The sequence below is a fragment of the Fibrobacter sp. UBA7003 genome (genome assembly GCA_002449765.1).
Taxonomy (GTDB): Bacteria; Fibrobacterota; Fibrobacteria; order Fibrobacterales; family Fibrobacteraceae; genus Fibrobacter.
On the sequence record DJXN01000015.1, the window covers coordinates 1 to 24,291 of the forward strand.

13 protein-coding genes and 1 pseudogene are annotated in these 24,291 nt (G+C 55.1%); 6 read left to right on the forward strand and 8 right to left on the reverse strand.

All coding sequences use genetic code 11. From position 1 onward, the window contains the following. Positions 1-1,657: extracellular solute-binding protein (locus tag B2952_RS12170; protein WP_290781641.1), on the forward strand; the 1,657-nt coding region annotated here is incomplete at its 5' end. Positions 1,658-1,753: 96 nt separating this feature from the next. Further along, positions 1,754-2,042: pseudogene (locus tag B2952_RS14175) on the forward strand (GIY-YIG nuclease family protein). 138 nt (positions 2,043-2,180) lie between these two features. On the opposite strand, the gene B2952_RS12180 reads toward B2952_RS14175, so the two are convergent. After that, the gene (locus B2952_RS12180; protein WP_290729917.1) at positions 2,181-2,780 is read right to left on the reverse strand and encodes a porin family protein; all 600 of its coding nucleotides are present in this window, start codon (positions 2,778-2,780) and stop codon (positions 2,181-2,183) included. A 125-nt stretch (positions 2,781-2,905) separates the two neighbouring features. Then, on the reverse strand, positions 2,906-3,739 hold the full coding sequence (locus B2952_RS12185) for a transporter (RefSeq protein ID WP_290726017.1): 834 nt from the start codon (positions 3,737-3,739) through the stop codon (positions 2,906-2,908). A gap of 185 nt (positions 3,740-3,924) precedes the next feature. Here B2952_RS12185 and B2952_RS12190 point away from each other — a divergent pair, with 185 nt between their 5' ends. From B2952_RS12190 to B2952_RS12205, 4 genes are all read left to right on the forward strand, one after another. After that, the gene (locus tag B2952_RS12190) at positions 3,925-8,295 is read left to right on the forward strand and encodes an InlB B-repeat-containing protein (RefSeq protein ID WP_290733322.1); all 4,371 of its coding nucleotides are present in this window, start codon (positions 3,925-3,927) and stop codon (positions 8,293-8,295) included. Between the two features lie 63 nt (positions 8,296-8,358). Then, positions 8,359-10,566: a fibrobacter succinogenes major paralogous domain-containing protein gene (locus B2952_RS12195; RefSeq protein WP_290733324.1), complete on the forward strand. Its 2,208-nt coding sequence runs from the start codon at positions 8,359-8,361 to the stop codon at positions 10,564-10,566. A gap of 44 nt (positions 10,567-10,610) precedes the next feature. Continuing rightward, a complete protein-coding gene (locus tag B2952_RS12200; protein ID WP_290733326.1) occupies positions 10,611-14,780 on the forward strand; it encodes a hypothetical protein in 4,170 nt (1,389 codons plus the stop codon). Between the two features lie 29 nt (positions 14,781-14,809). Then, the gene (locus B2952_RS12205) at positions 14,810-15,670 is read left to right on the forward strand and encodes a hypothetical protein (RefSeq protein ID WP_173382336.1); all 861 of its coding nucleotides are present in this window, start codon (positions 14,810-14,812) and stop codon (positions 15,668-15,670) included. A gap of 111 nt (positions 15,671-15,781) precedes the next feature. On the opposite strand, the gene gpmI is transcribed toward B2952_RS12205, so the two are convergent. The 6 genes from gpmI to B2952_RS12235 all read right to left on the reverse strand — a co-directional run bounded on the left by gpmI (position 15,782) and on the right by B2952_RS12235 (position 24,291). Further along, complete coding sequence (gene gpmI / locus B2952_RS12210; protein ID WP_290733328.1) at positions 15,782-17,416, reverse strand: 2,3-bisphosphoglycerate-independent phosphoglycerate mutase; 1,635 nt, start codon at positions 17,414-17,416, stop codon at positions 15,782-15,784. A 107-nt stretch (positions 17,417-17,523) separates the two neighbouring features. Beyond that, entirely contained in the window at positions 17,524-18,528 is a 1,005-nt protein-coding gene (locus B2952_RS12215; protein ID WP_290733330.1) for a hypothetical protein, read from the reverse strand. Positions 18,529-18,674: 146 nt separating this feature from the next. Then, positions 18,675-20,816 carry an ATP-dependent RecD-like DNA helicase gene (locus tag B2952_RS12220; protein WP_290733331.1) on the reverse strand — a complete coding sequence of 714 codons (2,142 nt, stop codon included), beginning with the start codon at positions 20,814-20,816 and terminating at the stop codon, positions 18,675-18,677. 18 nt (positions 20,817-20,834) lie between these two features. Further along, positions 20,835-22,367 carry a carbon starvation CstA family protein gene (locus tag B2952_RS12225; protein ID WP_290733333.1) on the reverse strand — a complete coding sequence of 511 codons (1,533 nt, stop codon included), beginning with the start codon at positions 22,365-22,367 and terminating at the stop codon, positions 20,835-20,837. A 26-nt stretch (positions 22,368-22,393) separates the two neighbouring features. Then, a complete protein-coding gene (locus B2952_RS12230; protein WP_290733335.1) occupies positions 22,394-23,569 on the reverse strand; it encodes a DUF6588 family protein in 1,176 nt (391 codons plus the stop codon). A 59-nt stretch (positions 23,570-23,628) separates the two neighbouring features. After that, complete coding sequence (locus B2952_RS12235; RefSeq protein ID WP_290733337.1) at positions 23,629-24,291, reverse strand: hypothetical protein; 663 nt, start codon at positions 24,289-24,291, stop codon at positions 23,629-23,631.

Sequence of the window (24,291 nt, forward strand, 5' to 3'; positions counted from 1 at the left end):
CACCGCCACGGGCGAGTTCGACCCGGTTGCCTCTAAGGACGCTCGCCCCTGCGGTACAATTACGCTCTGGGGCTCCGCCATGCCGAAGTCGTTCAACATGTGGGAAGACTACAACAGCTTCTCTGCCGAGCTCATGGGCATGATGTTCGAACCGCTCGTGAGTCTGCACTCCACCGAGGACCGCGAAGTGGGCATTCTCGCCGATAGCTGGAGCGTATCGGAAGACGGCAAGACGTTCACCTTCCACGTAGATGCGCGGGCCCGGTGGAGCGACGGCAAGCCCGTCACCGCCGAGGACGTGCAGTACTACTACGACGTCATCATGGACGAGAAGAACCTCACACCGATTTTCAAGGTCGGGCTTAGCCGTTTCGACCGCCCGGAGGTGGTCGACAGCCTCACGGTGAAGATGACCGCGAAGGAATCGCACTGGGGGAACTTCTGGGAAGCCGCAGGCATGCTCGCGTTCCCGAAGCACGCCTGGGCAGGGAAGGACTTCAACCAGATCCGCTACGAGTTCCCGGTCGTCTCGGGCCCGTACAAGATCAAGACCTTCCGCGAAGACCGCTATGTGGAACTGGAACGTCGCGCCGACTGGTGGGGTTTCCACAAGAACTGGAACCGCGGCAAGTACAACTTCCAGAAAATCCGCTACCGCTTCATGAACGACCAGACGAAGGCGCTCGAAGCCTTCAAAAAGCAGGACTTCAACGCCTACGCCATCTACACCAGCAGCATTTGGATGAAGCAGACCGATTTCGACGCCGTCAAGAAGGGCTGGGCCGTGAAGCAGCGTATCTTTAACAAGGAGCCCATCGGATTCCAGGGCATGGCCATCAACCTGCGCAAGCCGCAGTTCCAGGACGTGCGCGTGCGCCGCGCCCTTTCGATGCTCTTGAACCGCGAGGCGATGAATGAGAAGTACATGTTCGGCCAGTACTTCTTGCTGAACAGCTACTACCCCGACCTGTGGGAAGGCAACAAGAACCCGACGGCGCCGCTCTACACATTCAATCCGGATAGTGCCCGCGCGCTCTTTGCGGAGGCGGGCTACAAGGTGAACGGCCAGGGCGTTCTCGAGAAGGACGGCAAGCCGTTTGCGATTAACTTCATCACGAGCCAGGAAGACCTGCGCCACCTCACGCTGTTCCAGGAAGACCTGAAGAAGGTGGGCGTGGTGGCAACCATCGAGCAGATGAGCCAGAGCACGCTTCGCAAGCGCCTGGACGATGCCGACTTCGACCTCTACTGGGTGAACTGGGGCGCAGGTCGCCTCCGCGACCCAGAAGCGAGCTGGCATTCTGCGACCGCTCTCCAGAAGGGCACGAACAACCTCGCCGGCGTGCAAGACAAGGTGGTCGATAGCTTAATCAACTTGCAGAAGACGGAATTTGATTTGGCCAAGCGAAACGAAATCTTGAAGGCGCTCGATAACCGCCTCGCAGAAATCGTGCCCTACGTGCTCATGTGGCAGTGCGACCACCACCGCATCCTCTACTGGAACCGTTACGGCACTCCCGAGAAGGTGCTGGACCATTTCAACCGCGAAGACGCCATTCCCGTCTACTGGTGGCTTGACCCGGAAAAGTCCGCCGCCCTCGACAAGGCCATGAAAGCGGGCGAAAGCCTGCCGATTCCCGAATACGACGTGAAATAACCTTCTTGTCATTCTGGAGGCCCCTTCGGGGCCGATAGAATCCAAGCCATTTAAAGCCATTGTTTTTCAATGGTCTTTTTTTGTACTTTCCCGCTTATGCAGAAGAAAGGATATACGTATATTCTATTTAATAAGAAAAATGGGACCTTATATGTTGGTGTTACAAGCGATTTGAAAAATCGAGTAATGCAACATAAAGAGAAGGTCTATGATGGCTTTACTAAAAAAATATGGCGTAGATAAATTGGGATATTTTGAGGAGCATACGGATATGCGGCATGCTATAGAACGTGAAAAATCCATGAAAAACTTACTCCGAGAAAAGAAGATTGACCTGATACAGTCGATGAATCCCGAGTGGGAGGACTTGTTCTTTAAATTGTAGTGGACCCTATCGGTCGTCCTGCGGACTCCCTCCAGGGTGACAATCAATCAGAGCCTTGCTCCACAGGACCATTCGAGTATAAAAAAGAGACGTGCATCGCTGCACGTCTTTTTAAATGCTATGCGCTAGCAGTTTCGGTTAGAACCAGTAGGTGGCGCCGAGCACGAACTGCAGGTTGGAGGCGTTGATTTCGTCCGAACCGACCAGGGGTACATCGATATCGTCGTAGATGTTGGTCATGCCGAGCACCACGCGGAAGTCGACATCCACGAACGGGATAATCCCGGTTCCCAGGCCGAACACGAGGTCGAATTCGAAGGAGTTCATCGGCAGGAGTTTGTCGAAGTTCTTGATTTCGTCATCGGAAGCGTCTTCGGCGGACTGTGAAATGTTGAAGGAGAACTGCGGACCGGCCTCGATGAAGATAATCGGGAGCGGGGAGAAGCGAGCGAGCACGGGGATGTCGATGTTCCACTGGGTCACGCTGTAATCGGTGATGCCGTATTCGAATTCGTAATTACGCATGTCGGCCAGGACGTTCGCTTCCACCGTGAGGGGCAGGAGCGGCAGGGAGAACTTGATGGCGCCACCGAAGTTGAAACCGATGCCGGATTCAGAGTTGTCGGTGTCGTCGCCCCAGACGTTGTTAAGGTCGCCGCCGGCGTGAACACCGAAGCTGAGTTGTGCGAAGGAGGCGGTCGCCGCGAGTGCTGCTGCCAGGATGATTTTCTTGAACATTAGGATACTCCTTGGTTTTGTTTGTATGCTAACAAAAATAATATAAAAGTAAGCGAAAGGCACGGGTTGGACGCAAAAAAAGCGCCCGCATGTGCGGACGCTCTCATTTTTCTTGAATTTTTGCGCTAGAAGTTGAAAATGACGCCCATGTAGACGCCGTCGGCGTTGCCGCCGAGGTGGAACGGGCTCTCGACAGTTTCGTAGCCCCTGTACTTTTCGTGGCGGAAGATGAACTCGGCCTTGACTTCGATCATCTTGTTGATGGCGTACGAGGCGCCGAGCCACAGGTTGAACTGGCGGGACTTGCGGTCGCCGTAGCCGTGGTACTTGTCTTCGCCCTTCACGTAGTATTCGCTTTCGGAAAGGCGGTACTTGAGGAGGAATCCGAGGTAGGGGGTGAGTCCGACATTGGGGATGGTGTAGGCTGCTTCGGCACCGAGGTGGAGGTCAAGCCCGCGTTCATGGTCGTCGTATTCGAATCCCCAGAGGAAGCCGCCTTCGGTCCCGAACTTGAATCCCTTGAGCTTGGTCGGCACGGAGAACTGGGCGCCCAGGTACATGGAAAATTCGCCGTTCGAGGGGGCGTGCGTGCCAGGACCGTCATATTCGTCTTCGCCTACGGGGAGGTTGAAGTCGAGGAATGCGGTTACCATGGGGGCGACTTGGTAGCGGCCGCCGATGGTGAGGTCGCGGAGGCCTTCGCCGCCGTTGACGCAGCCGGCGCAGTCGTCTTCGTTCCAGAACTGGTAGCCCCAGCTGGTAAAGGAGATTTCGAGGCTCTTGATCATCGTAAACCGGCCTCCGACCTTGAGGCCAGCCTGAGACCAGTTGTGGTCCTTGTCGTAGTAGAGTCCCGCTTCGAAACTCCCGTGAGAGGAATCCGGGATGGGGTAGTAGTCCCAGGTGGCAAAGCTTGCGCCTGCGAGCAGGGCGACTGCCAGGATGAATTTTTTGAACATCTTTTACTCCTTGATGAATCTTGCGAAAATTTAGAAAAATGCATACTCTTATTCCAAGTTGGAATATAGGGGATTGTCTTTTGGGCGATAAAGGGTGCGCACGCTCACTGCCGTGCGGGGGTGTGATGTCCGTCGCTTTAAATTCGGGAACATATAATATATCTTTTGGCAAATAGAGGGTTGAGATGTCATTTTTTTCACGTTTTTTTACAATTTCGCTGTTCTCCGTAGCGCTTCCGGCGTTTGCGGGTGGGTTCTATAGCCTCTTTTCCCTGAACTCTAGCCCCGGCAACCTGTATCTTTCCCAGAATGCGAACGCGGGCTGTAACGATCCCGCATGGCAGATCGTGGTGAACATGGCGTCCTACACGGGCGGTCCCCACGGAATCAGCGGCAATGGCGGCTTTTTCCAGGCGTCGGGTGGTCAATGTCTGGGAGTGGCGGATGACGGGGATCCGCAGGCGCTCTACGACTTGGTCCAGGAACATTGGGGCAATGCCGAGAAGAACCTGATGCTTGCTTCCGATATCGACCTTCACGAATTTGACGAGACGACTCCCGCCGGGACGTGCCTTATGAACCACGTGCCGCTTGATTTTTCGACAGCGCATGTGATTTTCGACGGCAACGGGTTCTGGGTAAAAAACCTTTGCTATGTGCACGATGTCGCGTCTGGAGCGATGACGCAGCCGGCTGGTTTCTTCAGTTCCATCAAGGAGCACGAGGCCGTGAACGTGAACTTCAAGAATGTTCGCATGGTGGTGTCGGATTCGCGTGCGGACCGCGATGTGGCGGAAGCGGGCGCGGACTACTATCCGGTCGGTGCGCTTGCCGGTTATGTGTGGATGTCGACGGTGCGTCGCGTGAGCTTACAGGATGTGGATATCCAGGCGCCCGTAGCGGGGGCCCTTGCGGGCAATATCAGCGCATCGACGGTTTCGGACATTACGGCGAACGACGACATCCTTATTCGCAACGTGCTCGAACTCTCGAATGAAAAAGGGAACTTTGCGGGCTCTACGTTGTTTGACTGGGGCAGCCGCTATTCCGTGTTCCTGGGTGGAATTGCCGGTTTTGCTTTCCAGGTGGACTTCAAGAATCTGACGGTCCGTGCGAAGGTGCAGGATTCGTCTTCGGCATCGACGCCCTCGGCGCTCGGCGGCGTTGCCGGGCTTTACGCCTATGCGGGTTATGCCGATGCCACGGTGGACAGCTCGTCGATCGTTCTGGACAACATAAAGCTCGATTCGAGCGATTCAGGCAAGGCCTACACGAAGATTGCGGGTGGCTCGGCGATGGGCGGCATCTTCGGCGAGGCGGGAATCACCTATGGACCCAATGGCCCGTATTCGTCGGCGGTGGCGAACCTCTCGATTGTGAATAGTGCAGGTGTTGTCGGAATCAGCGAAAGCAATGCGGACAGTGTCTTTGTGGGCGGGCTTGTCGGGCGGGTCTCCGTGTTCAAGGGGGCCTCATTCTCGCTGCAGAAGGATACGGTGAAGGTGATGGTGAAGGATTCCTTGACGCGCGCTGTTTCGCATGCCTACTATGCGGGTGGGCTTTTGGGCCTTGCGGGAGAAACCGATGCCGCTAACCTCACCGACGACAGTTTTGTCTCCATCGTGGGTTCCCGCGCGCAGGGTTCTATCTCGGTGGCAGGGTCTGCGACTGCGGTAGGGGACGGGTTTGATGTGAACGCCTACCTCGGCGGTTTCGCGGGAATTGCTATTTTGTCTGTAAACGGAAAGGGGCTTTTGGGATGCCGTAGCGATGTGGATATCCGTTCGAACCTGAAATCCTCTTATGAAGGCGAACTGGTCAATAGCTATTTCCCGGCATACGACAGTATTTTCGTCGGTGGGTTCTTCGGGATTGCCGATATCCTCGGCAACGGCACCAAGAATGACCTCGAACTTTTGAATTCGACCTATACGGGCTCTATCTCGGTGGCCGATAGCGTAAGCCCTGTTTACGTGGGCGGTATCCTGGGGGCGTTCTTCAATAGGGCGGTGAGCGGGGGAACCAAGTCCGTGTCGTTCCGCGATGTCACGGTAGATGCTTCGGGCGATAACCTTATCCGTATCGACGCTTCGGGTTCGAATTTCGAGAAACCTTCCGCTTCGATGGTGGGCGGCATCTGCGGCTATTGCTATGCGCTGCGTAGCATGCAGAAGTCGGGAGCCTCCGGCAATATTGCGGTTCAAGGCTCGTTCGGTACGGATAGCCTGCTGGCAGGTGGCCTTGTGGGTGCGACCGTCACCTATGCCGACGTCGAAATGAAGAATGCCTTCTATGTGGGGAACCTCGTTTCCGTCGATGCGGCTCCCGTCAAGACGGGATACCTTTTCGGAAAGCTCGATGCCACTGCGAAGGTCGACGTGTTTTACGCATACCATTATGGCGAAGATGCGGTGGAATACCCGTATGGCGCCTTCAAGTATAGCGGCAACGATGCTACTGCATCCTGGAAGGTTCAGAACGGCCAATACGCTTCGGGTTACGTGATCAGGAATGGCGCGGTCCGGTCGCTTGACGAAAATAGCAACGGTACGGAGGTTTCTGCGACGATGCAGAAATCCGCTTTCGCCGGGTTCATGAATACGGACCAGTCGCCCTACGTGTGGGCTTTTGAGCAAGGCGAAAATGGGAGCCTTCCCTTTATCGCGTGGGGCCCGCATTCGGCCGTGGCGCCGATTTCCGTGGTGGCCTTCCATGTGAATTTCATGGATAAGGACGGCAAGACGCTTGTCGGGACGCAGACGGTCAAGAGCGGCGAAGCCGCGGTTGCGCCCGAGCCCCCGGAACACGAAGGTTACACCTTTGCAGGCTGGGACAAGGCTTTCGACAATGTGGAATCGGACTTGACGGTGACTGCCCGCTATACGATCAACAGCTACAAGGTGGTGTTCAAGGAAGGTGAACGCGAGCTGTTCGCGAAGGAATTCGAGTACGGGACGATGCCCGTGTACGATGGCGAAACTCCGACGAAGCCCGCGACGGAACTGCATACGTGGACGTGGACGGGATGGGAACCGGCTTTGGCGCCGGTGAAGGGAGATGCGGTTTACCATGCGACCTTCCGTGCCGTAGAAATCCCGGTTTCGAGCAGCAGCGCCGAAGTTTCTAGCAGTAGCGTGCCGGAATCGAGCAGTTCGCTCCTGTCGAGCTCGAGCGTGCTCCTTTCGAGTTCGAGCGAAATGCAGCCCGCAAGTTCTTCCGAAGAAGTTGCCGAATCCAGTTCCAGCGGAGAATACGAAATTTCGAGCTCCAGCGAAGAAGTCCCGGAATCGAGCAGTGGAATCGAAATGCCGGAATCCAGTAGCGACCAGGTGGAAGAACCTGCACACATTACGATGGAAGCCCATTCCTGGCAGCTGGTGAGTGTCGCCGCATTTAAGGATATGGAATCCTTCGGCGAGGAATCGGCGTTCTACTGGTGGGACGAACGCAATCCCATCGGCGAATACTGGCAATACCGCCGTTATGACGAAACCGAGAAATACGATGCGACTCGCGGATTCTGGTTTGGAACGTTCGAAAGCAAGACTATCGAACTCCGGAACAGCGACCCCGAGGAGGCTTCCGATATCGAATGGGAACTCGATAGCCTCTACAGTGGTTGGAATCTGGTGGCGAATCCCTACAGCTGGAACATCGTTCTCGATGCGGATGATTACGGTGATGTCCAGTTCTGGCAGTGGAATCCGGAAACAAGCGAATACGAAATTGCCGATACCCTTGCGCCTTACGAGGCCATATGGGCGAAGGTCTCTAGGCCGGTGACGGTTCGGATTCCGGCAAAACCTGCTGCGAAGTCGGCCCCTGCTGTCGCTGGGGCTTCCAAGCGGATGCTTGCGAAGTCCGCAAATGGAAATGGCGGCTGGAATTTGCGTGTGATGCTGTCCGACAAAAACGGCAAGCGCGACAGCTGGAACTTTATTGGCGTGGGTGATGAATCGACGCTGGCGGAACCGCCTGCCGGCATGGGCGATTTTGTGAACCTCTCCATTGTCGAAGACAACCAACGCCTGGCAAAGAGCGTGAAGGCCCGCTCCTGTGCCGCAGAAGTTGATTGTGAATTTGTATGGAACATGGAGGCGAGTGCCACGAGTGCGCGCAAGGCGTCCCTCTCCTTCGAAGGTCTCGAAGATGTCGTGGCCGCGGGTCTCCGCGTGTTCGTTGCCGTAGATGGCAGGACGTTCGAAGCCACGGACGGCAAGGCCATGGAAATTTCACTAGAGAAAAACGCCAAACCCGTGACGCTACGTATTTCCAGGGAGAACGTGGCCGTAGCGGGGGCGGCGAAATTCTCGAATTTCCGCTTTGTGCAGCAGGGCTCGCTAGTCGGCGTGTCTTTCGATGCGGCGCCCGGCCTGGCGGGCAGCGAAGGCCGCGTGGACATCGTTTCGGTGAACGGAAAGGTTGTTGCAAGCGAACGGCTGGTGGCCCGTCGTGGCGAAAATACCGCTTACATCGCAACATCCGTTAAGGGACTCTACTTTGTACGGGTTCGCCTTGAAAATCAAGTCGGAATCCGTAGAATTGTACTAAAATAGTATCTCTTTCTTTAAAAAAAAGATAGATTTGTAGCAGGCCCCTTCCTAAAAAAGGAGAATGTTATGAGTTGTGCCCGTCGTTTGCTGCCCCTTTTGGGTGCCACGTTTTTCCTTGCGGCCTGCGGTGATGACAATGGCGAGAGTATCCTGGACGAGCTGATGCTTGCCGATTATGTGGTGGACGATGCCGACGGCCTCAAGGAATGCAACGAAGACCGTGATGGCATGACGGCCTACCTGAAGGATGCCGATTCTCTCTTGGTCTGCAAGAAGGGAAACTGGATCGCGTATGATACGACTCGGTCTGGCGATGAAAAATCTTCCAGCAGTGCGGTGAGTTCTTCGTCCGATGGCGGAAGCGGGATTGAAGATGAGTTTATTACGGGCATGAGCCCGTTTGAAACCCTCACGGCAGTTTCTGTACTGGAACTCGATGGCGAAACGCTCGAAGAGACGGGCCGCGTATACAGGGGATGGTCTACAGGAGGCCTCGGCGGTTATGAGGTGCATGGGGTGACGCTTGCTTCGCAATATGCTGCTGTCGAAATTAGCGGCAATTACCGCCTTGCTGTATCGGGCAGCGTGACAGACATTCCCGTCACCCTGAAAGCTTTGGTGGATTTCTCTGAAACCAGCTCGGTGAACGTGAACTTGCTGACGCATCTGGAATACGCGCGCGTGCGTAGCTTGGTGGCGTCTGGCAAGAGTGTCGCGGACGCGAGGCAACAGGCAGAATCCGAAATCCTGGACGCTCTCGGCATTGAAGGCTCTGTCGGAAATTTCGGGGACCTGGATATCGCTTATTCCGATGACGGCAGCGCCATTCTGCTGGCTGTCGATGTAATCATACAGGGCGACGTGAGCGACGTGCAGCTTCTGCTCCGGTTGAAAAATTTTGCAGGCGATATCGAACGCAATGGCGAATGGAAAGATTCGACCGTCAAGACCGAAATGGCGGATTGGGCGATGCAGGCGGACCTGGGCGGAAAGCTTGCCGCTGTGCGCAAGAATATGGAATCGTGGGGTTTGGACGAGGTCCCGAATTTCGAAAAGCACGTGCGCATGTTCTGGGCCAATGTCTTTGGACTTGGTAAATGCGATGCGAAAAATGAAGGTAAAAGAGTCGAGATTGCGAATGAGCTCAGCATCTACTATGGGTCGCGATACCGCTTCCTTTGCAGCGACGGCGAATGGGTCGCGGATATCAGGCTGGATTTCGAAGATTGGGAGGCTGTAGAAGATGGCTCTATCAGGTGGAGCGAAACCGGAGATTGCTACAAATACGATGAGTCCCTCGAAAAGTGGGTGGTTGCGACCCCGCGCGAATATATGCTCGGGCTGGGTGGCTGCACGGAAAAACGCAAAGGGTTGGTCCTGAAAAGCAACATGGACTATTCCTATTACATGTGCTCCGATATTGGCTGGAAGCGCGCATCGCAGCAGGATTACGATACTTACGGTCATGAGTGCGCATCGGATAACGAGGGCGAAGTCGCTCTGCTTGGCGACGAGGAATATACCACCTATTATATCTGCAAATCAGACGGCTGGGACGAAGCCCTGGAAATAGAGTATGATACCTATGGCCTGGACTGTGCTTCGAAAAATGTCGGTGATATTAAGTATGGAGTCGTGACGGGGAATGTGAGGTATTACTGCACGGCTAACGGCTGGGTGAATTTTGATGAATGGAACTGGGATATTCCTACGGAAAGCCGCTTAAGGCCGGATATAAGCTATGGCACCCTGACGGATTCTCGCGATGGACAAAAGTACAGGACAATCGTTGTCGGATCTCTGGAGTGGACGGCCCAGAATATGAACTATGCGCCTGTCGAGGGTAGCTACTGCTATGATGACAACGCTGATCATTGCAAGGTGGCGGGACGCCTGTATGACTGGCAAATTGCAGTGGACTCTGCATGCCCTGAGGGGTGGCATTTGCCTACCCAGGCGGAATATAAAACACTGGTAGATGCTATGGGAGGCTCGAGCAAGGTCGGCCCCAAGTTGAAAACGACTAGCGGTTGGAACGATGGATGGAGTGGTTCTGATTCTGTGGGGTTTGCTGGTATTCCGGCGGGCTACCGGTACAATTCCCATTCCTATGAAGAGGGATACAGGACGGGATTCTGGACGAGCGAAAGAAAGGATATTCTGAGCTATGCTTATTTCCTTCCTTTGAACAATAGCAGTGTGATAAACTTTAGTTATGATAGTATTGATGACTATGCGTATTATGTCCGCTGCGTCAGGGAGGTCGAAGAATGACGGGTCGATTTTTTATGGATAGCTTTTTGAACAGGAGTTTCCGTATGGACAGGAAATTTGCCTTCTTGAAAACAGCGGTCGCGCTTTCTGCGACACTCCTCGCTGTGTCGCCGTGGGCGGCCGGAACGTCTAACCAGGAAGAGGAAGGGAAGGTCTATTGCGTAAAGCGGACCGGGTACGACGGCGAATACTACGTGCAGCTGTCGCAGCAACAGGCCGGCTATCAGCCTGCCGAAGGTGAAACATGCAGCGCTCTCTGGATTGGCCCTGAAGACGGAGGAGAGCAGGGAATTTACGAAACCTTGTATGAGCTTATCAACCAGGAGGATGCCCCTATCATGGGTCTCTTCTTGGCGTCGGATGTCGACTTCGGTGGCTATGACGAATCGCAGCAAAAGTGCAATCAGGAGTTCCGTCCGTTTGTTTTTGAAGGGGTAAGCGGTGCGATCATCATTAGGAGCAAGGACAGCAAGACATACACGGTGCGAGGTCTTTGCCGCATATCGGAATACTCCAGTGATTACGCTGCCTTTGTCGCAAGGAGGGATGGGGGCGAAATTACACTTGAGAATGTCAATTTCGAGGATGTCCATCTGGAGAATGATGAATACGCGGGACTTCTTATAAATGAAGCGTCTCAGGGCACTGCTTCGACTTTCGGGGTGGGTTCGTATGTATACACGAACGTTTCCGTGAAAGATGCCGTTATCAAGTCGTATTCCTTTGCTGGGGTCTTAGCTTCGCAGGCCGTGAATGTAAGTGTTTATAATTTCCAGGGCGAAAATATTTCCGTTTCGTCGGTGGCGACTGAAAATCCGAATGAATATGACCAAGTGATGATCGGCGGTCTCTTTGGAAAAGTGGATACGCTTGCTTCTATGGAAAGTGTCGTTGTCAAGAATTTGTCCGTAACGCATCATCGGGATGCGAAATTTAGCGATGGTCGGAATGAAAATGGACTTATCCTTGCTTCGATCGGGGGTCTTGTCGGCAAGGCTTCTGGAGGCACTTTTGCGAACGTGGCTATAGAAGGTCTTGAAGTTGCGGACCAGACCGAAGCGGGTGGAAGCCGAGTCGGTGGCCTTGTGGGTTATGCAGATCCTTTGCCGTTTGGCACTTCCGGCTATGCTATCCAGATGACCAATACTTTCACCGTGGGCGATATCCGCTGCGATGGCTCGACACCGTGCGAAATCGGGTTTGGAATAGGTTCTATGGCGTTGGGACAGAATCCTAGCCAATATGAGTGGCTCTTTAATTTCTATGCAAACTATCATTATTCCGATAATTCCGGTGACGCCGCCGGCTTTATGGGTGAAATTAGCAGCGATTTTCTTGCCAATCCAGAGACGGCTGCGAATGAATTCAATACCGAGGGCACGCTGACTCCAGGCAGTCAGGCCACGGCTCCGCAACCTATGACTGTTGCCCGGGGCAATTTCCGCAATGCGGTGGGCGATCTCACGGCGGGTGTTTTCGATACGAGTTCCTATGTGGTACGGATCGAGGAAGAGGATGGCAGCGAGTTTATGAACGGAGTCATATCCAGTTCTGCCATGAAGTCGGCAAGCTTTGCCGCTGCGATGGATACCTACGGGCGACGCTTCTTCACGGAAGTGTCCAATCTCTCGTGGCAATATGGCGACAAGCTTGCGACTCCCTATATTTCGGGCTTGCCGGGGTATGCTGACCAGAGTCAGGTCATTGTTGATGATGTTTGGGTCTACTTCTTGATGGATTGTGTCGAATCTGGCTGTCTCACCGAAAGTGAGGAGCGGATGCTTTCCAACTACGGCAACTATCGTATGAGCAATATTAATGAGAATCTCTTTAGGTTCGAAACGAATGATGGGCGCATCAACCAAAAGTGGGCCGAGTTCGCCTACGAACTGACGCAGGACAATCCTGATCGCGCTCCCGTATGTTGGGTGATGTCCAGGGGCAAGGTCCCGTTTGCTGTGGATAATGTCTATACGCAGAGTCAAAACTATACGCTTTCTACCGATTGCAATGCGAATGCGGTTTCGGAAGCCGAGATTTTCCTTGGCGAAGGCGTGGATTACATGATGTCGCCCGTGACAGTCATGACATTCTCCAAGGATTCGGCGACGGGCACATTGACGGAAGTGAGCAGCATGGCTAGCGATGGAAGTGCCCCCATGTTCTTCGAAATTGGCCAGGTCATCTATATCTATTCCTCTACGCCGGCAATTACGGATGGCTCCAGATTCAAGGGCTGGAAACTCCGTGCCGCACTTGCTCTCACGACAGATCAGGATGTCCTGCTTGAAAGGGCGAGGGCGGGCATTCTTGTCCCGTCGGACGAAAACGGCTATTTCGACCTGGGCTCGGTGAACGACGAACTTATGGAAGAATTTTTGAAAACGCCCGAAGGCAAGAAGGCGATGCAAGAAGATGAGGGCGAAATGAAACCCGTCGTTGCGGTGCTCATCTATCCCGAAGGCTTCGAGAAGGCGAACGGAATCACGGATTCCGGCGATTCGGGCAATGACGAGCCCGGTAAGGAAGGCGATGCTGAATTTGAATTGCTCGAAATCGTGAAGCCGCGAATCCTGAGTTCCGGCAACGCTATTCAGTTTGTCGCGCAAACGGGGAACTTTAGGTATGTGCAGGATTACCCCTTTATTGCCATCATGATAGAAAATGACGATGGCGAGCTGATCGTAAATGATACCATCTATAACGGAAGTTGGTGGCCCGAAGAGACGCGCTGGACCAAGTACCCGCTGGCATTCGGAAACTACCTGCTGACCGCGACAATCTTCAATGGCGATCAAAAGGCGACCTATATGCAGGATTTCGAGGTGAAGTCGACAATCGCGGACGGCAAGGCCGATTCCTGGCACATGGTTTCGCTTTGGAATGTCGATTTCGATAGTTACAAGTGGTCGGACGATGGAATCTTCTACTGGTGGGACGAATCGAATGCTGCGGGAAAGTTCTGGCAGTATCAGGAACTTTCGCCCAAGGATTCCTTGGTACAGGGCCGCGGCTACTGGTACAATTCGCTTGACGGCAACGCTCTCAAGCTGAAGGATTCCGCATTCGTCGATGACCTGACCTGGAAACTGGACAGCGTGAACAGCGGTTGGAACCTTGTCTCGAATCCCTACGGCTGGTACCTGGATCTGGGTGTAGACGATGAGGAAGAAGAGGAGGAAGGGGACTACAATCAAGAAAATTCGTGTGACGAGAAGTGGGAATGGCTTGAACACGAAAGCCACATGGGTGGAAGGTTCGACAAGGAGTTCTACGAAAGCCAGAAGGGATGGGTTGAGGAATATTGCAGGAGCTTGTTGCCTGCCGTGGAATTCTGGCGCTGGAATCCGACAACCGGCAACTACGACCCGGCCAGAATTCTTGCTCCCTACGAGGCGGTGTGGGTGAAGGTGAACAAGCCCGACTCAATCTCCAAATGGGAACTTTCATCGGACCCCTACTTTGCTGACTCGCTCAATATGGATGGCGAAAATGTGCTTACGAAGTCGCTGAACAAGAAGTTCGTGCTTGCGAAAGCCGCCGGCAAGAGCGGATGGGCGCTGCAGGTGAAACTCTCCGATGCGCGGGGCAAGATGGATAACTGGAACGTGCTCGGCGCGGGCCGTGTCGCCTTGCGTTCCGAGGAGCCTCCTGCCGGCATGGGCAACCGCGTAAACCTTTCCATCGTGGAATCGGGCAAGCGGCTTGCGAAGAGCGTGAAGCTTGTTTCTGAAGGTACCTACGATTGGAATGTCGAACTCTCGGCGACCAGCGACCGCATGGGTTATCTCGAAATAGCAGGACTCGACGACCTTGCTTCGAAGGGCCTCTCCGTGTATGTGACGGTCGACGGCAAGACGACGAAGATGGTCAATGGCACAGCCATGAAGGTGATGCTCTCTACGACGCCGAAGGTCGCGAATGTCCATGTGGGTGACGCCCCGAAGGCCGTGCTTGCGCGCACGCTTGATGGTCTCAAGGCTATGCAGTCCGGTACGACGCTCCAGGTGGGCTTCGATGCGGGATTAGGCCTCGCGGGTAGTGCCGTAAGTGTGGATATCGTAGACCTGAAGGGACATGTGGTGCGCTCTGTTTCTACGAAGGCGCTTGCAGGGGCCAACAGCGTCGCCGTCGAAACGCCGAAGCCCGGTGTCTATATGCTCCGCGTCCGTGCGGGGAATGTGGGCGGAATGGGTCGCTTGATGGTGAAGTAGCAGAGTCCTGTTTTTGAAGGTGGTCCTTTATGAAGACGCTCGTCGTTGTTGGTTTCGTATTAGCCCTTTCCCTGTTCTCCGGATGTTCTATATCGGGGAGCTACGGGCATGTGGAACAGTTCGAGATGGAGGCTCTCGCGTCGCCCGAATTGCGCGGTGCGGGAGGCTTTAGGGAACCCAACACGACAGCGACGCGCCTGACGGCGAATGTCCACATGGGAAACCCGGAGAAGGAACGGCTTTCCGGCATTGTCAACAAGAAGGGAAATTGTAGCAACCTTGCGGACTGCGAAGAATACAAGGATATCGAGGTCAATGAAAACGTGGATGCCACTTACAGGATGGGATTCCCTATTTTGACCGCTTCCCTGGATTTCGTGTACAAGCATAACCTGCTCATGCTGGGAGGGAGCGCCTCCATTGACAAGGGCGTGTTCGGCAACGCGTTTATGGGACTGAATACGAAGTATTTCGAAATCGGGGCTGCGGCGGGCTTGTGGATCCACCGACGCGAATTCACCTATTCGGGAACGGACTTTTTCTGCGTGCATTATTTCTTGGGCGGGGATGAGCTCGAGAAAGGTTCCTTTGAGTCTTCGACGAGTGTTGGGCAGGTGGCGGTCTATGGCGGTTTTGCCAGTGCCTACTATGGCCCGCTTTCCCTCAGTTTCTCGTTCAGCGTCTATCGCCCCGACCCGGCTTATCCGAATCGGTCCAACGACAATTTGCAGGCGAAATTTGCGTTCCCGCGGGTGATGACGGAATACATTGTCGCGGGCTACAGGCTCAACGACAGTTGGGAATTCCGGGTGGGTGCGGCCAACACCTTCGGAGAATTTCCCGGTTGGCATTGGTCTGTCACGGGCGGCGTGAGCTACTATCCCAAGTAGTTGCTATCGGCCCGAGTGGTATATTTGAGACCACAAAAAAAGGAACCCATGCGGGTTCCCTTTTTAGTTTTGGACTGTCACCCTGGAGCCGCCATGCGGCGATAGGGGCCATTACTTGATGATGAGCATCGAGTCGTCCCAGGCTTCGTGCTTTTCGAGGCCGAGGAGGTTCGCGGTCGTTGCAGCGATGTTCGAAAGACCCCAGTCGCCTTCCTTGAGGGAAAGCTTGCCGCCGGTCACGTTATCGTAAAGGATGCAAGGAACCTTGTTGAGGGTGTGGCTGGTCTTGGCCTTGAAGGTACCGTCCTTGTTGACCTTCGGCATGCCGGTCTTCTTGTCGATTTCGTACATTTCGTCGGCGTTACCGTGGTCGGCCGTGATGATGGCGACACCGCCGAGGGCGTCAATCACCGGGAGGAGTCGTGCAAGGCCGATATCCACAGCTTCGATAGCCATCGTAGCGGCGCGGAAGGAGCCCGTGTGGCCCACCATGTCGCCGTTGGGGAAGTTGCAGCGGAGCGTCTGGTACTTGCCGCTCTTCAAGGCTTCGATCATGGCGTCGGTGATTTCGGCGGCCTTCATCCACGGGCGCTGTTCGAACGGAACCACGTCGGATTCGATTTCCAGGTAGGTTTCGCCGTCGAACTTGCTGGAACGGTTACCATTCCAGAAGTAGGTCACGTGGCCGTATTTCTGCGTTTCGGAGCAGGCAAACTGCTTCACGCCGGTTTCGGAAAGCCATTCGCCGCTGGTTTCCTTGATGGCCGGAGGCGGCACGAGGAAGCGGTTCGGGAGCTTGAGGTCGCCGTCGTACTGGAGCATGCCGGCGTAGCACACATGCGGGAAGCGCTTGCGGTCAAATTCGTTGAAGGATTCTTCTTCGAAGGCGCGGGTGATTTCGATGGCGCGGTCGCCACGGAAGTTGAAGAACACCACGGAGTCGCCGTCGTTGATGGTACCGACCGGCTGGCCATCCTTCGCAATCACGAACGGCGGGAGATCCTGGTCAATAGCCTTGGTTTCGCCACGGAGGGTTTCGATAGCCTGGGTGGCGTTGTCGAAGTAGCGGCCTTCGCCGAGCACGTGGGTCTTCCAGCCGAGTTCCACCATCTTCCAGTTAGCATTGTAACGGTCCATGGTGATCTGCATACGGCCACCGCCGCTAGCAATGCAGACGTCGAATTCCGGGCTGCGGAGTTCGTCGAGGAACTTTTCAAACGGGCCGACGTAATCGAGGGCGGAGGTTTCCGGCACGTCGCGGCCGTCGAGAAGGATGTGCACGCGGACCTTCTTGAGGCCTTCCTTCTTGGCCTGGGCGACCATGGCCTTGAGGTGGCTGATGTTGGAGTGAACGTTACCGTCACTGAAGAGACCGATGAAGTGGAGCACGGAACCGTGATCACGTACGTTGGAGGCGATTTCTTTCCAGGCGTCGCGGCCGAAGATGTCGCCGGAGACGATTGCGTCCTGCACGAGGGCTGCACCCTGGTTGTACACCTGGCCCGCACCGATAGCGTTGTGGCCCACTTCGGAGTTACCCATGTCTTCGTTGGTCGGCATACCCACGGCGCGGCCGTGAGCCTTCAAAAGCACGTTCGGGTACATCTTGAAGAGGTTGTCGAGAGTCGGGGTGCGGGCGGCCTTGATGGCGTTGCCTTCGACCTTATCGGTGATACCAAAACCGTCCATCACGATGGTGACGACGGGTCCCTTGATACCGGGGAAGTTGGAAAGCTTCTTGAGCATAGTTTACTCCGTATTAATGTTTACGGCGCAAATATAGAAAATGCGCACCGCATAAGAGAAAACCCTCCCGCAACGGGGAGGGCTTTTGAAAAGCTTTTAGCAGTCGATTACTTGTAGTAAATGAGAGTCACAGAACCCTTGGTATTGCTTTCGAACATGGGCTTCTTGATCATGACGGGGTAGGTCTTTCCATTTGCCACGACTTCGAGCCAGAGGCCGGAAGTGAGCTCCTCGTCATAGGCACGTGCTGATGCCTTGAACTTTTCGAGGCAGACGGGCTGGCCGGGGTTGGCGACTTCCGGCTGCAGGCCGGTGGTCTGGCTGTTGTCTTCGAACACGGAGACTCCGGCGCCCGGGACAAGAGATGCTTCCCTGCCGGAAATGTGCAAGGTGACATGCGGATTGTCTGCGAGACCCGTTTCGAAGTTGAGCGCATTCTGGGAACTACCCGTGGTGTTGGAAAGTTCGACTTCGTTTGCGGTCACCGGGGTGCAGGTTTCCGGTTCCGCAGCAGAAGATGATTCCGGTTCCGGTGCCTTGCATTCGCTTTCGTTACGCGTGAAGGTTAGCTGGTTGTAGGTGTTCGTGTAGGTAATAGTCTTGACCTTCGGATCGACCGTGTGCTTGGTGCTTGAGAATACGGTGATATAGAGGTTGAAAACTCCGCAGCTGCTAAGCTGTGAAAATTCAAAGAACTTCTGGGACAGGGAGATGCGATCGGTGGGTAAAACCTGGCCGTCGAGATTGATGGCGATGGGTTCCTGCATAATCTTTCCGTCGCCTGTAGGCTTGCCCACGGCAAAATGCACGCTGTCGATGCGCGTCACCTGGTTCGTGTCGCCTTCGAATGCACCTTCGGAACTGAAGAAGTCCGGGTCGATTGTGATGACGCCGCTCAAAGAACCCTGCATGCCGTTCATTCCGGACATTACCGTAACGGAGGGCTCGTTGAACAGGACCGGATTTAGAGAGGATTCCTTGGGAAGTTCGACGGGCTTGGAGGACGAGGATCCCGGACCGACCGGGTTGTCTCCGCCTTCACCGCCGCAGGCAGTGAAACTGAAAAGAGTGGCGGCCGCAGTTAGGCCGAAAAGAATCTTTTTGGAGTTCATGAGTGTACCTCTGTTTGTTTTTCTTGAAAATAAACAAAAATAAGCCAAAATGCAAAGGGAAAAACGTAAAAAAAGGCGAAAAACAATAAAATGTGCTTAAAATCGCCATTAAAAGCCTTATTTTGACAATTGACGGCGCTTTCGGGTCAGCAGAGCCTTTCCGTGAGCCTTGTAAACCGTCTGATGCTCCTGTTGTTGCGGACCGCGGTCGCGAACGCCCCCGGTGCAGAAAGTACCCACACGTGCCCCTTCGCTCGGGTGATTGCCGTGTATATCAGGTTCCGCTGGAGCATCATGTAGTGGCTCGAATCGAGAATCACGATGACCGCCGGGTACTCGCTTCCCTGGCTCTTGTGGATGGTGCAGGCGTAGGCGAGCGCGAGCTGTTCCAGTTCGTCGCCCTCGTACTCGACGGTCTTGTCGTCGTAGAACACCGTCACCTTGTCGTCGCTCTTGTGTACCTTGAAGATTACGCCCACGTCGCCGTTGAACACGTTCTTGTCGTAATTGTTCTTTATCTGCATCACCTTGTCGCCGTCGCTCCAGGGGACTCCCATAATCCTGTGGCGTGCGACTCCGGGGTTCTGCAGTTCTTGCAGGAAGGCGTTCAGCTCGAAGATGCCGAGCGGGCCCTTGCGCATGGGGGTAAGGATTTGCAGGTCGGCCTTCTGGTCGATGTCGATTTTGCTCCGCACGCCCGTAGCGAGAAGGTCCGCGATAATCTGCTTGGCCTGCTCGGGCTCCTCGAACGGGATAAAATGGAAGTTCGGTCCGTCGATAGGCGAGGGGACAATGCCCTGGTTTATCTTCGCTGCCTTGTCGGCGATGTCGTTCCCGCCCGCCTGCCGGAATATGTGCTGCAGGCGCGTCGTCGGGATTTTCGGGCAGCGGATGAGGTCGTTCAGCACGTTGCCCGGGCCCACGCTCGGGAGCTGGTCCGCATCGCCCACGAGCACAATGCGGGTCTTCGCGTGAATTGCCTCGAACATCGCCGCCGCAAGCCAGGTATCGACCATGCTGAACTCGTCGACGATGAGCAGGTCGCAGGGCAGCTTGTTCTCGGCGTTGCGGTTGAATTTCTTTGTGGCGGGGTCCATCTCGAGCATGCGGTGGATGGTGCGCGCCTTTATGCCGCAGAGGTCGCCCATGCGCTTGGCGGCGCGTCCCGTGGGGGCGGCAAGGAACACGCTCTCGTCCATCTTCTGCGCGAGGTGGAGGATCCCCTTCAGGATAGTCGTCTTGCCGGTGCCGGGCCCGCCGGTGATAATCGATATGCGGTAGGCGAGCGCCATCTGGATAGCTTGCCGCTGGATGGGGTCGAACGCGAACTTGTGCTGGTGTTCCCAGTCCATGAGCGCCCGCTCGAAGCCCGCGGTGGGGAGCGCGTTGCCCGCAAGCCGGTACAGGATGTTGTCTGCAATGCTCTGCTCGGCGCGGAAAATCGGCGGGTAGAAGCAGTCGTCGTCAACGCGCTTGATGCGCTCGCGTTCGCACAGGTAATCGAACTGCTGTATAAGCCCGTAGACGGCATCGTCGTCTTCTATCGGAATGCGCAGAATCCGGAACGTCTTCTCGAGAAGGATGTCCTTGGGAAGGTACACGTGGCCTTCGCTGAAGCTCGATTCCTGCAGCACGTACATGAGGGCGGACTGCAGGCGCTTGGGGCTTTCCTTCGGGATGCCGACCTTCATCGCGATTTCATCGGCCTTCAGGAATCCGATGCCCCAGATTTCTTCGCAGAGCAGGTACGGGTTCTCGGTAATGCGGGCAATCGTTTCGGCGCCGAACTGGTTCCACAGGCGCTTTGCGACGCTGCCCGCGATGCCGTGCCCGTACAGGAACAGCATCGTTTCCCTGCTGTGGCGGTTTGTTTGCCATGCGGCGAGGAAGGCTTCGACCTTCTTTGCCGGGAACCCCTTGATTTTTGCCTTGCGGAATATTTCGGGATGGTTGTCGAGGATGTCCGCGGTATCGTCACCGAACACCTTCACGATTGCCTCTGCCGTCTTGGGGCCGATGCCGCGGAATATACCCGAGGCGAGGTATGCGCCGATATCGCTTTCCTGCGGGGCCGCGACCTTGTACGAGGTGCACTTGAACTGCCTGCCGTACTTGGGGTGGCGCCCCCATTCCCCTTCCATCAGGAGCTTTTCACCGCTCCCCAAATCGGGAAAAGTCCCCGTCACCACGACGGGGGCTTTTTCGCCTTCCACGGTCACGCGGAAAACGGAAAACCCGCTATCGGCGCTGTGGAACGTAACGCTCTTGATGGTTCCTTCGAGCTGCATCCGCTAGGCTAGAACTCCTTATTCCGGTTCGTAGTCGTTCTTCGCATCGATAGAACTGTCCCACTTGTCCGGGTCGAAATTCTTCCTGGAGGCGAGCTTCTTGCCGCGCAGGCACAGGAGCGCGCCGAGCACGGCAGCATTTTCGATGGCGAGCACGAGGGCCGTCTTGTAGTCAAGCCCGAATCCGAGCGGAGCACCCTTCAGGTTCTCGGGACTCACCCACAGGATGTAATCGAAGCAGATGAACGCCATGAACATGCACGGGATAAGCGCAATCACGTAGTTCTTCTTCTTGCTGCGGAGGTAAACTGTTGCTACGCACAGGCTGCACACGGCCATGAGCTGGTTGCTCCAGCTGAAGTAGTTCCACAGGATGTTGAAGCCCTGCGGGTTCAGGTTGCTCCAGAAGATAATCACGAGGCAGATGGCGAACATCGGCACGGTGAGAAGCAGGCGTTTTTTCGGGTCGGTCTGGTCGATGCCGAAGAGTTCCGAAATCGTGAGGCGAAGGCTACGCAGGCTCGTGTCGCCGCTCGTAATCGCGAGGATAATCACGCCCACCACCACGAGGATGGAAATCGGAGCGAACGGGATGACGGTGGAGACGAGTACGCTCAATACCTTCACGCCGCCTGCCGCCATGAGTTCGGGTTGCATGTGGTAGATGAACATGCCGCCCGCGGCCCAGATCATGCCGATGAGGCCTTCGATAATCATCATGCCGTAGAACGTCTGGCGGCCAGTCTTCTCGGTCACTTCGGTGCGGGCCACGAGCGGGCTCTGCGTGCTATGGAAACCGCTGATGATGCCGCAGGCAATCGTCACGAAGAGCATCGGGATAATGGGCTGGTGTGCCGGATGCTGTGTGAAGTTCGATGCGATGTCGGAGAGGTTGAATTCGCTAAGCACATTGAGGTGCGGCGCGATGCCGATCATGATTCCGAGGGAGGCGAGAATGAGCAAGCCGCCGAAAATCGGGTAGATGCGGCCGATAATCTTGTCGATGGGGAAGAATGTGCTTGCGAAGTAGTAGGCGAAAATCACGCCGACCGCTACCCAGAAGAGCGTGGGGGATACTGCGGAACCCGCGATGATGGGCGTGTTGATGAGTTGCGCCGGCGTGTTAGTGAACACAGCACCCACGAGGATGAGCGCGATGGAAATGAGCGCCATCACCACCTTCGAGGGGCCCTTGCCCAGGAACTTGCGCGAAAGTGCCGGCACGTTGTAGCCGTTGTTGCGCATGCTTATCATGCCGCTGAAGTAGTCGTGCACCGCACCGCCCAATACGTTACCCAGCGGGAGGATGATGAACACGATGGCTCCGAACTTGATGCCGAGAATCACGCCGATGACAGGGCCGATGCCCGCGATGTTCAAGAGCTGGATGAGCATGTTCTTCCAGTGCTTCATCGGGACGCGGTCAACGCCGTCGGGGTTAGCGAGTGCCGGAGTCTTGCGGTCGTCAGGGCCGAAGACATGTTCGACAAACTTTCCGTAGGTAAAGTATCCGCCAATCAGTATGGCGACACCGATAAGGAATGTAATCATGTTATGCCTTCTTGTTTGTTAAAAATCTATTCTTCGGACTGCTCGGCTTCCTGGCTCAGTTCCTGCTGGGCGTCGCTACTTGCTTCTTTTGTGGTTGCGTCCTTTTCTGCAGTCTCGTTTGCCTTCTCTTCGTTCTTTGCTCCGCGCACGTAGCCCTTGTCCTTCGCAATCTCATCCGGCGTCTTGTCTTCGCCGAATTGCTGGCGCAGGTAGAGGATGTTCGTCGTGAAGCTTGACTTGCCCGCATAATCGAATCCTGCGACCGGATGGAAGCTCTTGCCGAGCTGGAGAGCGATCGCGATGCCGAACTTGAATCCGTTATTGCCTTCGACAGAAATGTTCGGGTTGAGGGTCTGGCCGTAGTATGCGGAAGGATTACCGAAAGCGTCCTTCGCCTGGCAGGTCAGCTTGCCGGAAGATTCCATGGTCGCGGACTGGTAGCCGAGCGTCATCATGACTTCGAAGAAATTGAAGGGCTTGTATCCGATGACTACATCGAATGTTGTCGCCGAAATGTCAAGATCGAGCTGTCCGGTATAATCCTTGGGCTTGTAGCTGATGCTGCTGGAGTTGTATCCGAAGACGAGGCTCACGTCGAGGCCCTGGGCCGCCTTCGGGAGCATGTACTGGAACCACCTGCCAAAGCTGTATTGCAGGCCGAAACCGAGCAGGCTGAACCCGCGCAATTCGCTGACGGCGGGGAGCCACATCCCGCGAACGACGGCACGGGCATGGAACATGCTGACTCCGAGTTGCAGGTAAGGGTAGGTGAAGACTCCGAGACCGTTCAGGGTCTCGTTACCGTAAACGAAATTGTTCGTATTCAGCGGGTCTGCGGTCTTGTCCCAGTTGCTTCCGAAAATCGTGGGCACATCGCGCGTCTGGCCGAGAGCGTCCTTCTCCTTGAAAGTGCGGTCTTCGTCGTTGATGGGGATGAGGGCAATCGGCAATCCGAATTCGAAAGCGAGGCTCTGCGGCACATTCGCGCTTACATACCAGTTGCTGTTGAGCACGTTGCCCAGATTCTCGATGATGGGCTTTACGTAACCGGGACGGTTGAATATGCGGGAATCTCCACCGGGGCGGTTTTCGAACGCGGCGATTGATTCGTAGATAGTTGCCCAGCCTTCGCCATCTGCAGCAGATGCGATGGATGCGGCCCCTAGGAGAATTGCGATTGTGTACTTGGCAAACGTTTTCATACGCCGCCAAATCTAGCTAAAAGCGAGATGTCGGGCAACGGTGAATCCGGATTGGAGACTTAAAACTGATATTGGACGTTCATTCCGACAAAAACGAATGTCTGCCACATGTAGGAATCGAGATCGCAAAGTTCGCTTTCCTTGGTGTAGACATTCTTGAACCAGTTTTCGTAGATTTTGATGAACGGAACCATTGCAATGTTATCTGAAATAAAATACTTGATATTTGCGATAAGCCCGATACCGGATCCCATGAATTCGGCATCGTAAGCGTCTTCGCCTATGAAAGCCGAATTTTCGGTGGTTACTGCGGTGTAGGAATACGAAGCCCCGACTCCCACCTGGAAAAACTCCGGCCAGAAGAAGTTGTAGATGAACTCCATGCTGATTCGCCAGAGGAGGCTGCTTTCCTTGTGGGTTTCATCGGGGAATCCGTTGAGCGTCTGTTCGGATTCCCAGATTTGAAAGTTGAACGTGAGCGTGAATTCGCGGATGTTAGCGCCGATGGTGAAGTCGGGGTTCGCGAGAAACTCGAGTGCCGGAGCGTGGACAAATTCCTTTTGCCCCAATGTGTCCTTCATCGAAATAACGCGGTTGTTGAAGTCGCCTTTGGATGCGACTGCTCCAATGCCCGCGCTTACAAAATATGAACGCGGCCAGTCTCCATCCGCGAAGGCGGAGACGCCGACGAGCAGAATCAAAATGGCAACGAGTTTCTTCAT

Coding starts and splice junctions, on each gene's coding strand:
- B2952_RS12180 (WP_290729917.1), bottom strand. CDS start 2,780: ATGTTCAAGAAAATCATCCTGGCAGCAGCACTCGCGGCGACCGCCTCC.
- B2952_RS12185 (WP_290726017.1), bottom strand. CDS start 3,739: ATGTTCAAAAAATTCATCCTGGCAGTCGCCCTGCTCGCAGGCGCAAGC.
- B2952_RS12190 (WP_290733322.1), top strand. CDS start 3,925: ATGTCATTTTTTTCACGTTTTTTTACAATTTCGCTGTTCTCCGTAGCG.
- B2952_RS12195 (WP_290733324.1), top strand. CDS start 8,359: ATGAGTTGTGCCCGTCGTTTGCTGCCCCTTTTGGGTGCCACGTTTTTC.
- B2952_RS12200 (WP_290733326.1), top strand. CDS start 10,611: ATGGACAGGAAATTTGCCTTCTTGAAAACAGCGGTCGCGCTTTCTGCG.
- B2952_RS12205 (WP_173382336.1), top strand. CDS start 14,810: ATGAAGACGCTCGTCGTTGTTGGTTTCGTATTAGCCCTTTCCCTGTTC.
- gpmI (WP_290733328.1), bottom strand. CDS start 17,416: ATGCTCAAGAAGCTTTCCAACTTCCCCGGTATCAAGGGACCCGTCGTC.
- B2952_RS12215 (WP_290733330.1), bottom strand. CDS start 18,528: ATGAACTCCAAAAAGATTCTTTTCGGCCTAACTGCGGCCGCCACTCTT.
- B2952_RS12220 (WP_290733331.1), bottom strand. CDS start 20,816: ATGCAGCTCGAAGGAACCATCAAGAGCGTTACGTTCCACAGCGCCGAT.
- B2952_RS12225 (WP_290733333.1), bottom strand. CDS start 22,367: ATGATTACATTCCTTATCGGTGTCGCCATACTGATTGGCGGATACTTT.
- B2952_RS12230 (WP_290733335.1), bottom strand. CDS start 23,569: ATGAAAACGTTTGCCAAGTACACAATCGCAATTCTCCTAGGGGCCGCA.
- B2952_RS12235 (WP_290733337.1), bottom strand. CDS start 24,291: ATGAAGAAACTCGTTGCCATTTTGATTCTGCTCGTCGGCGTCTCCGCC.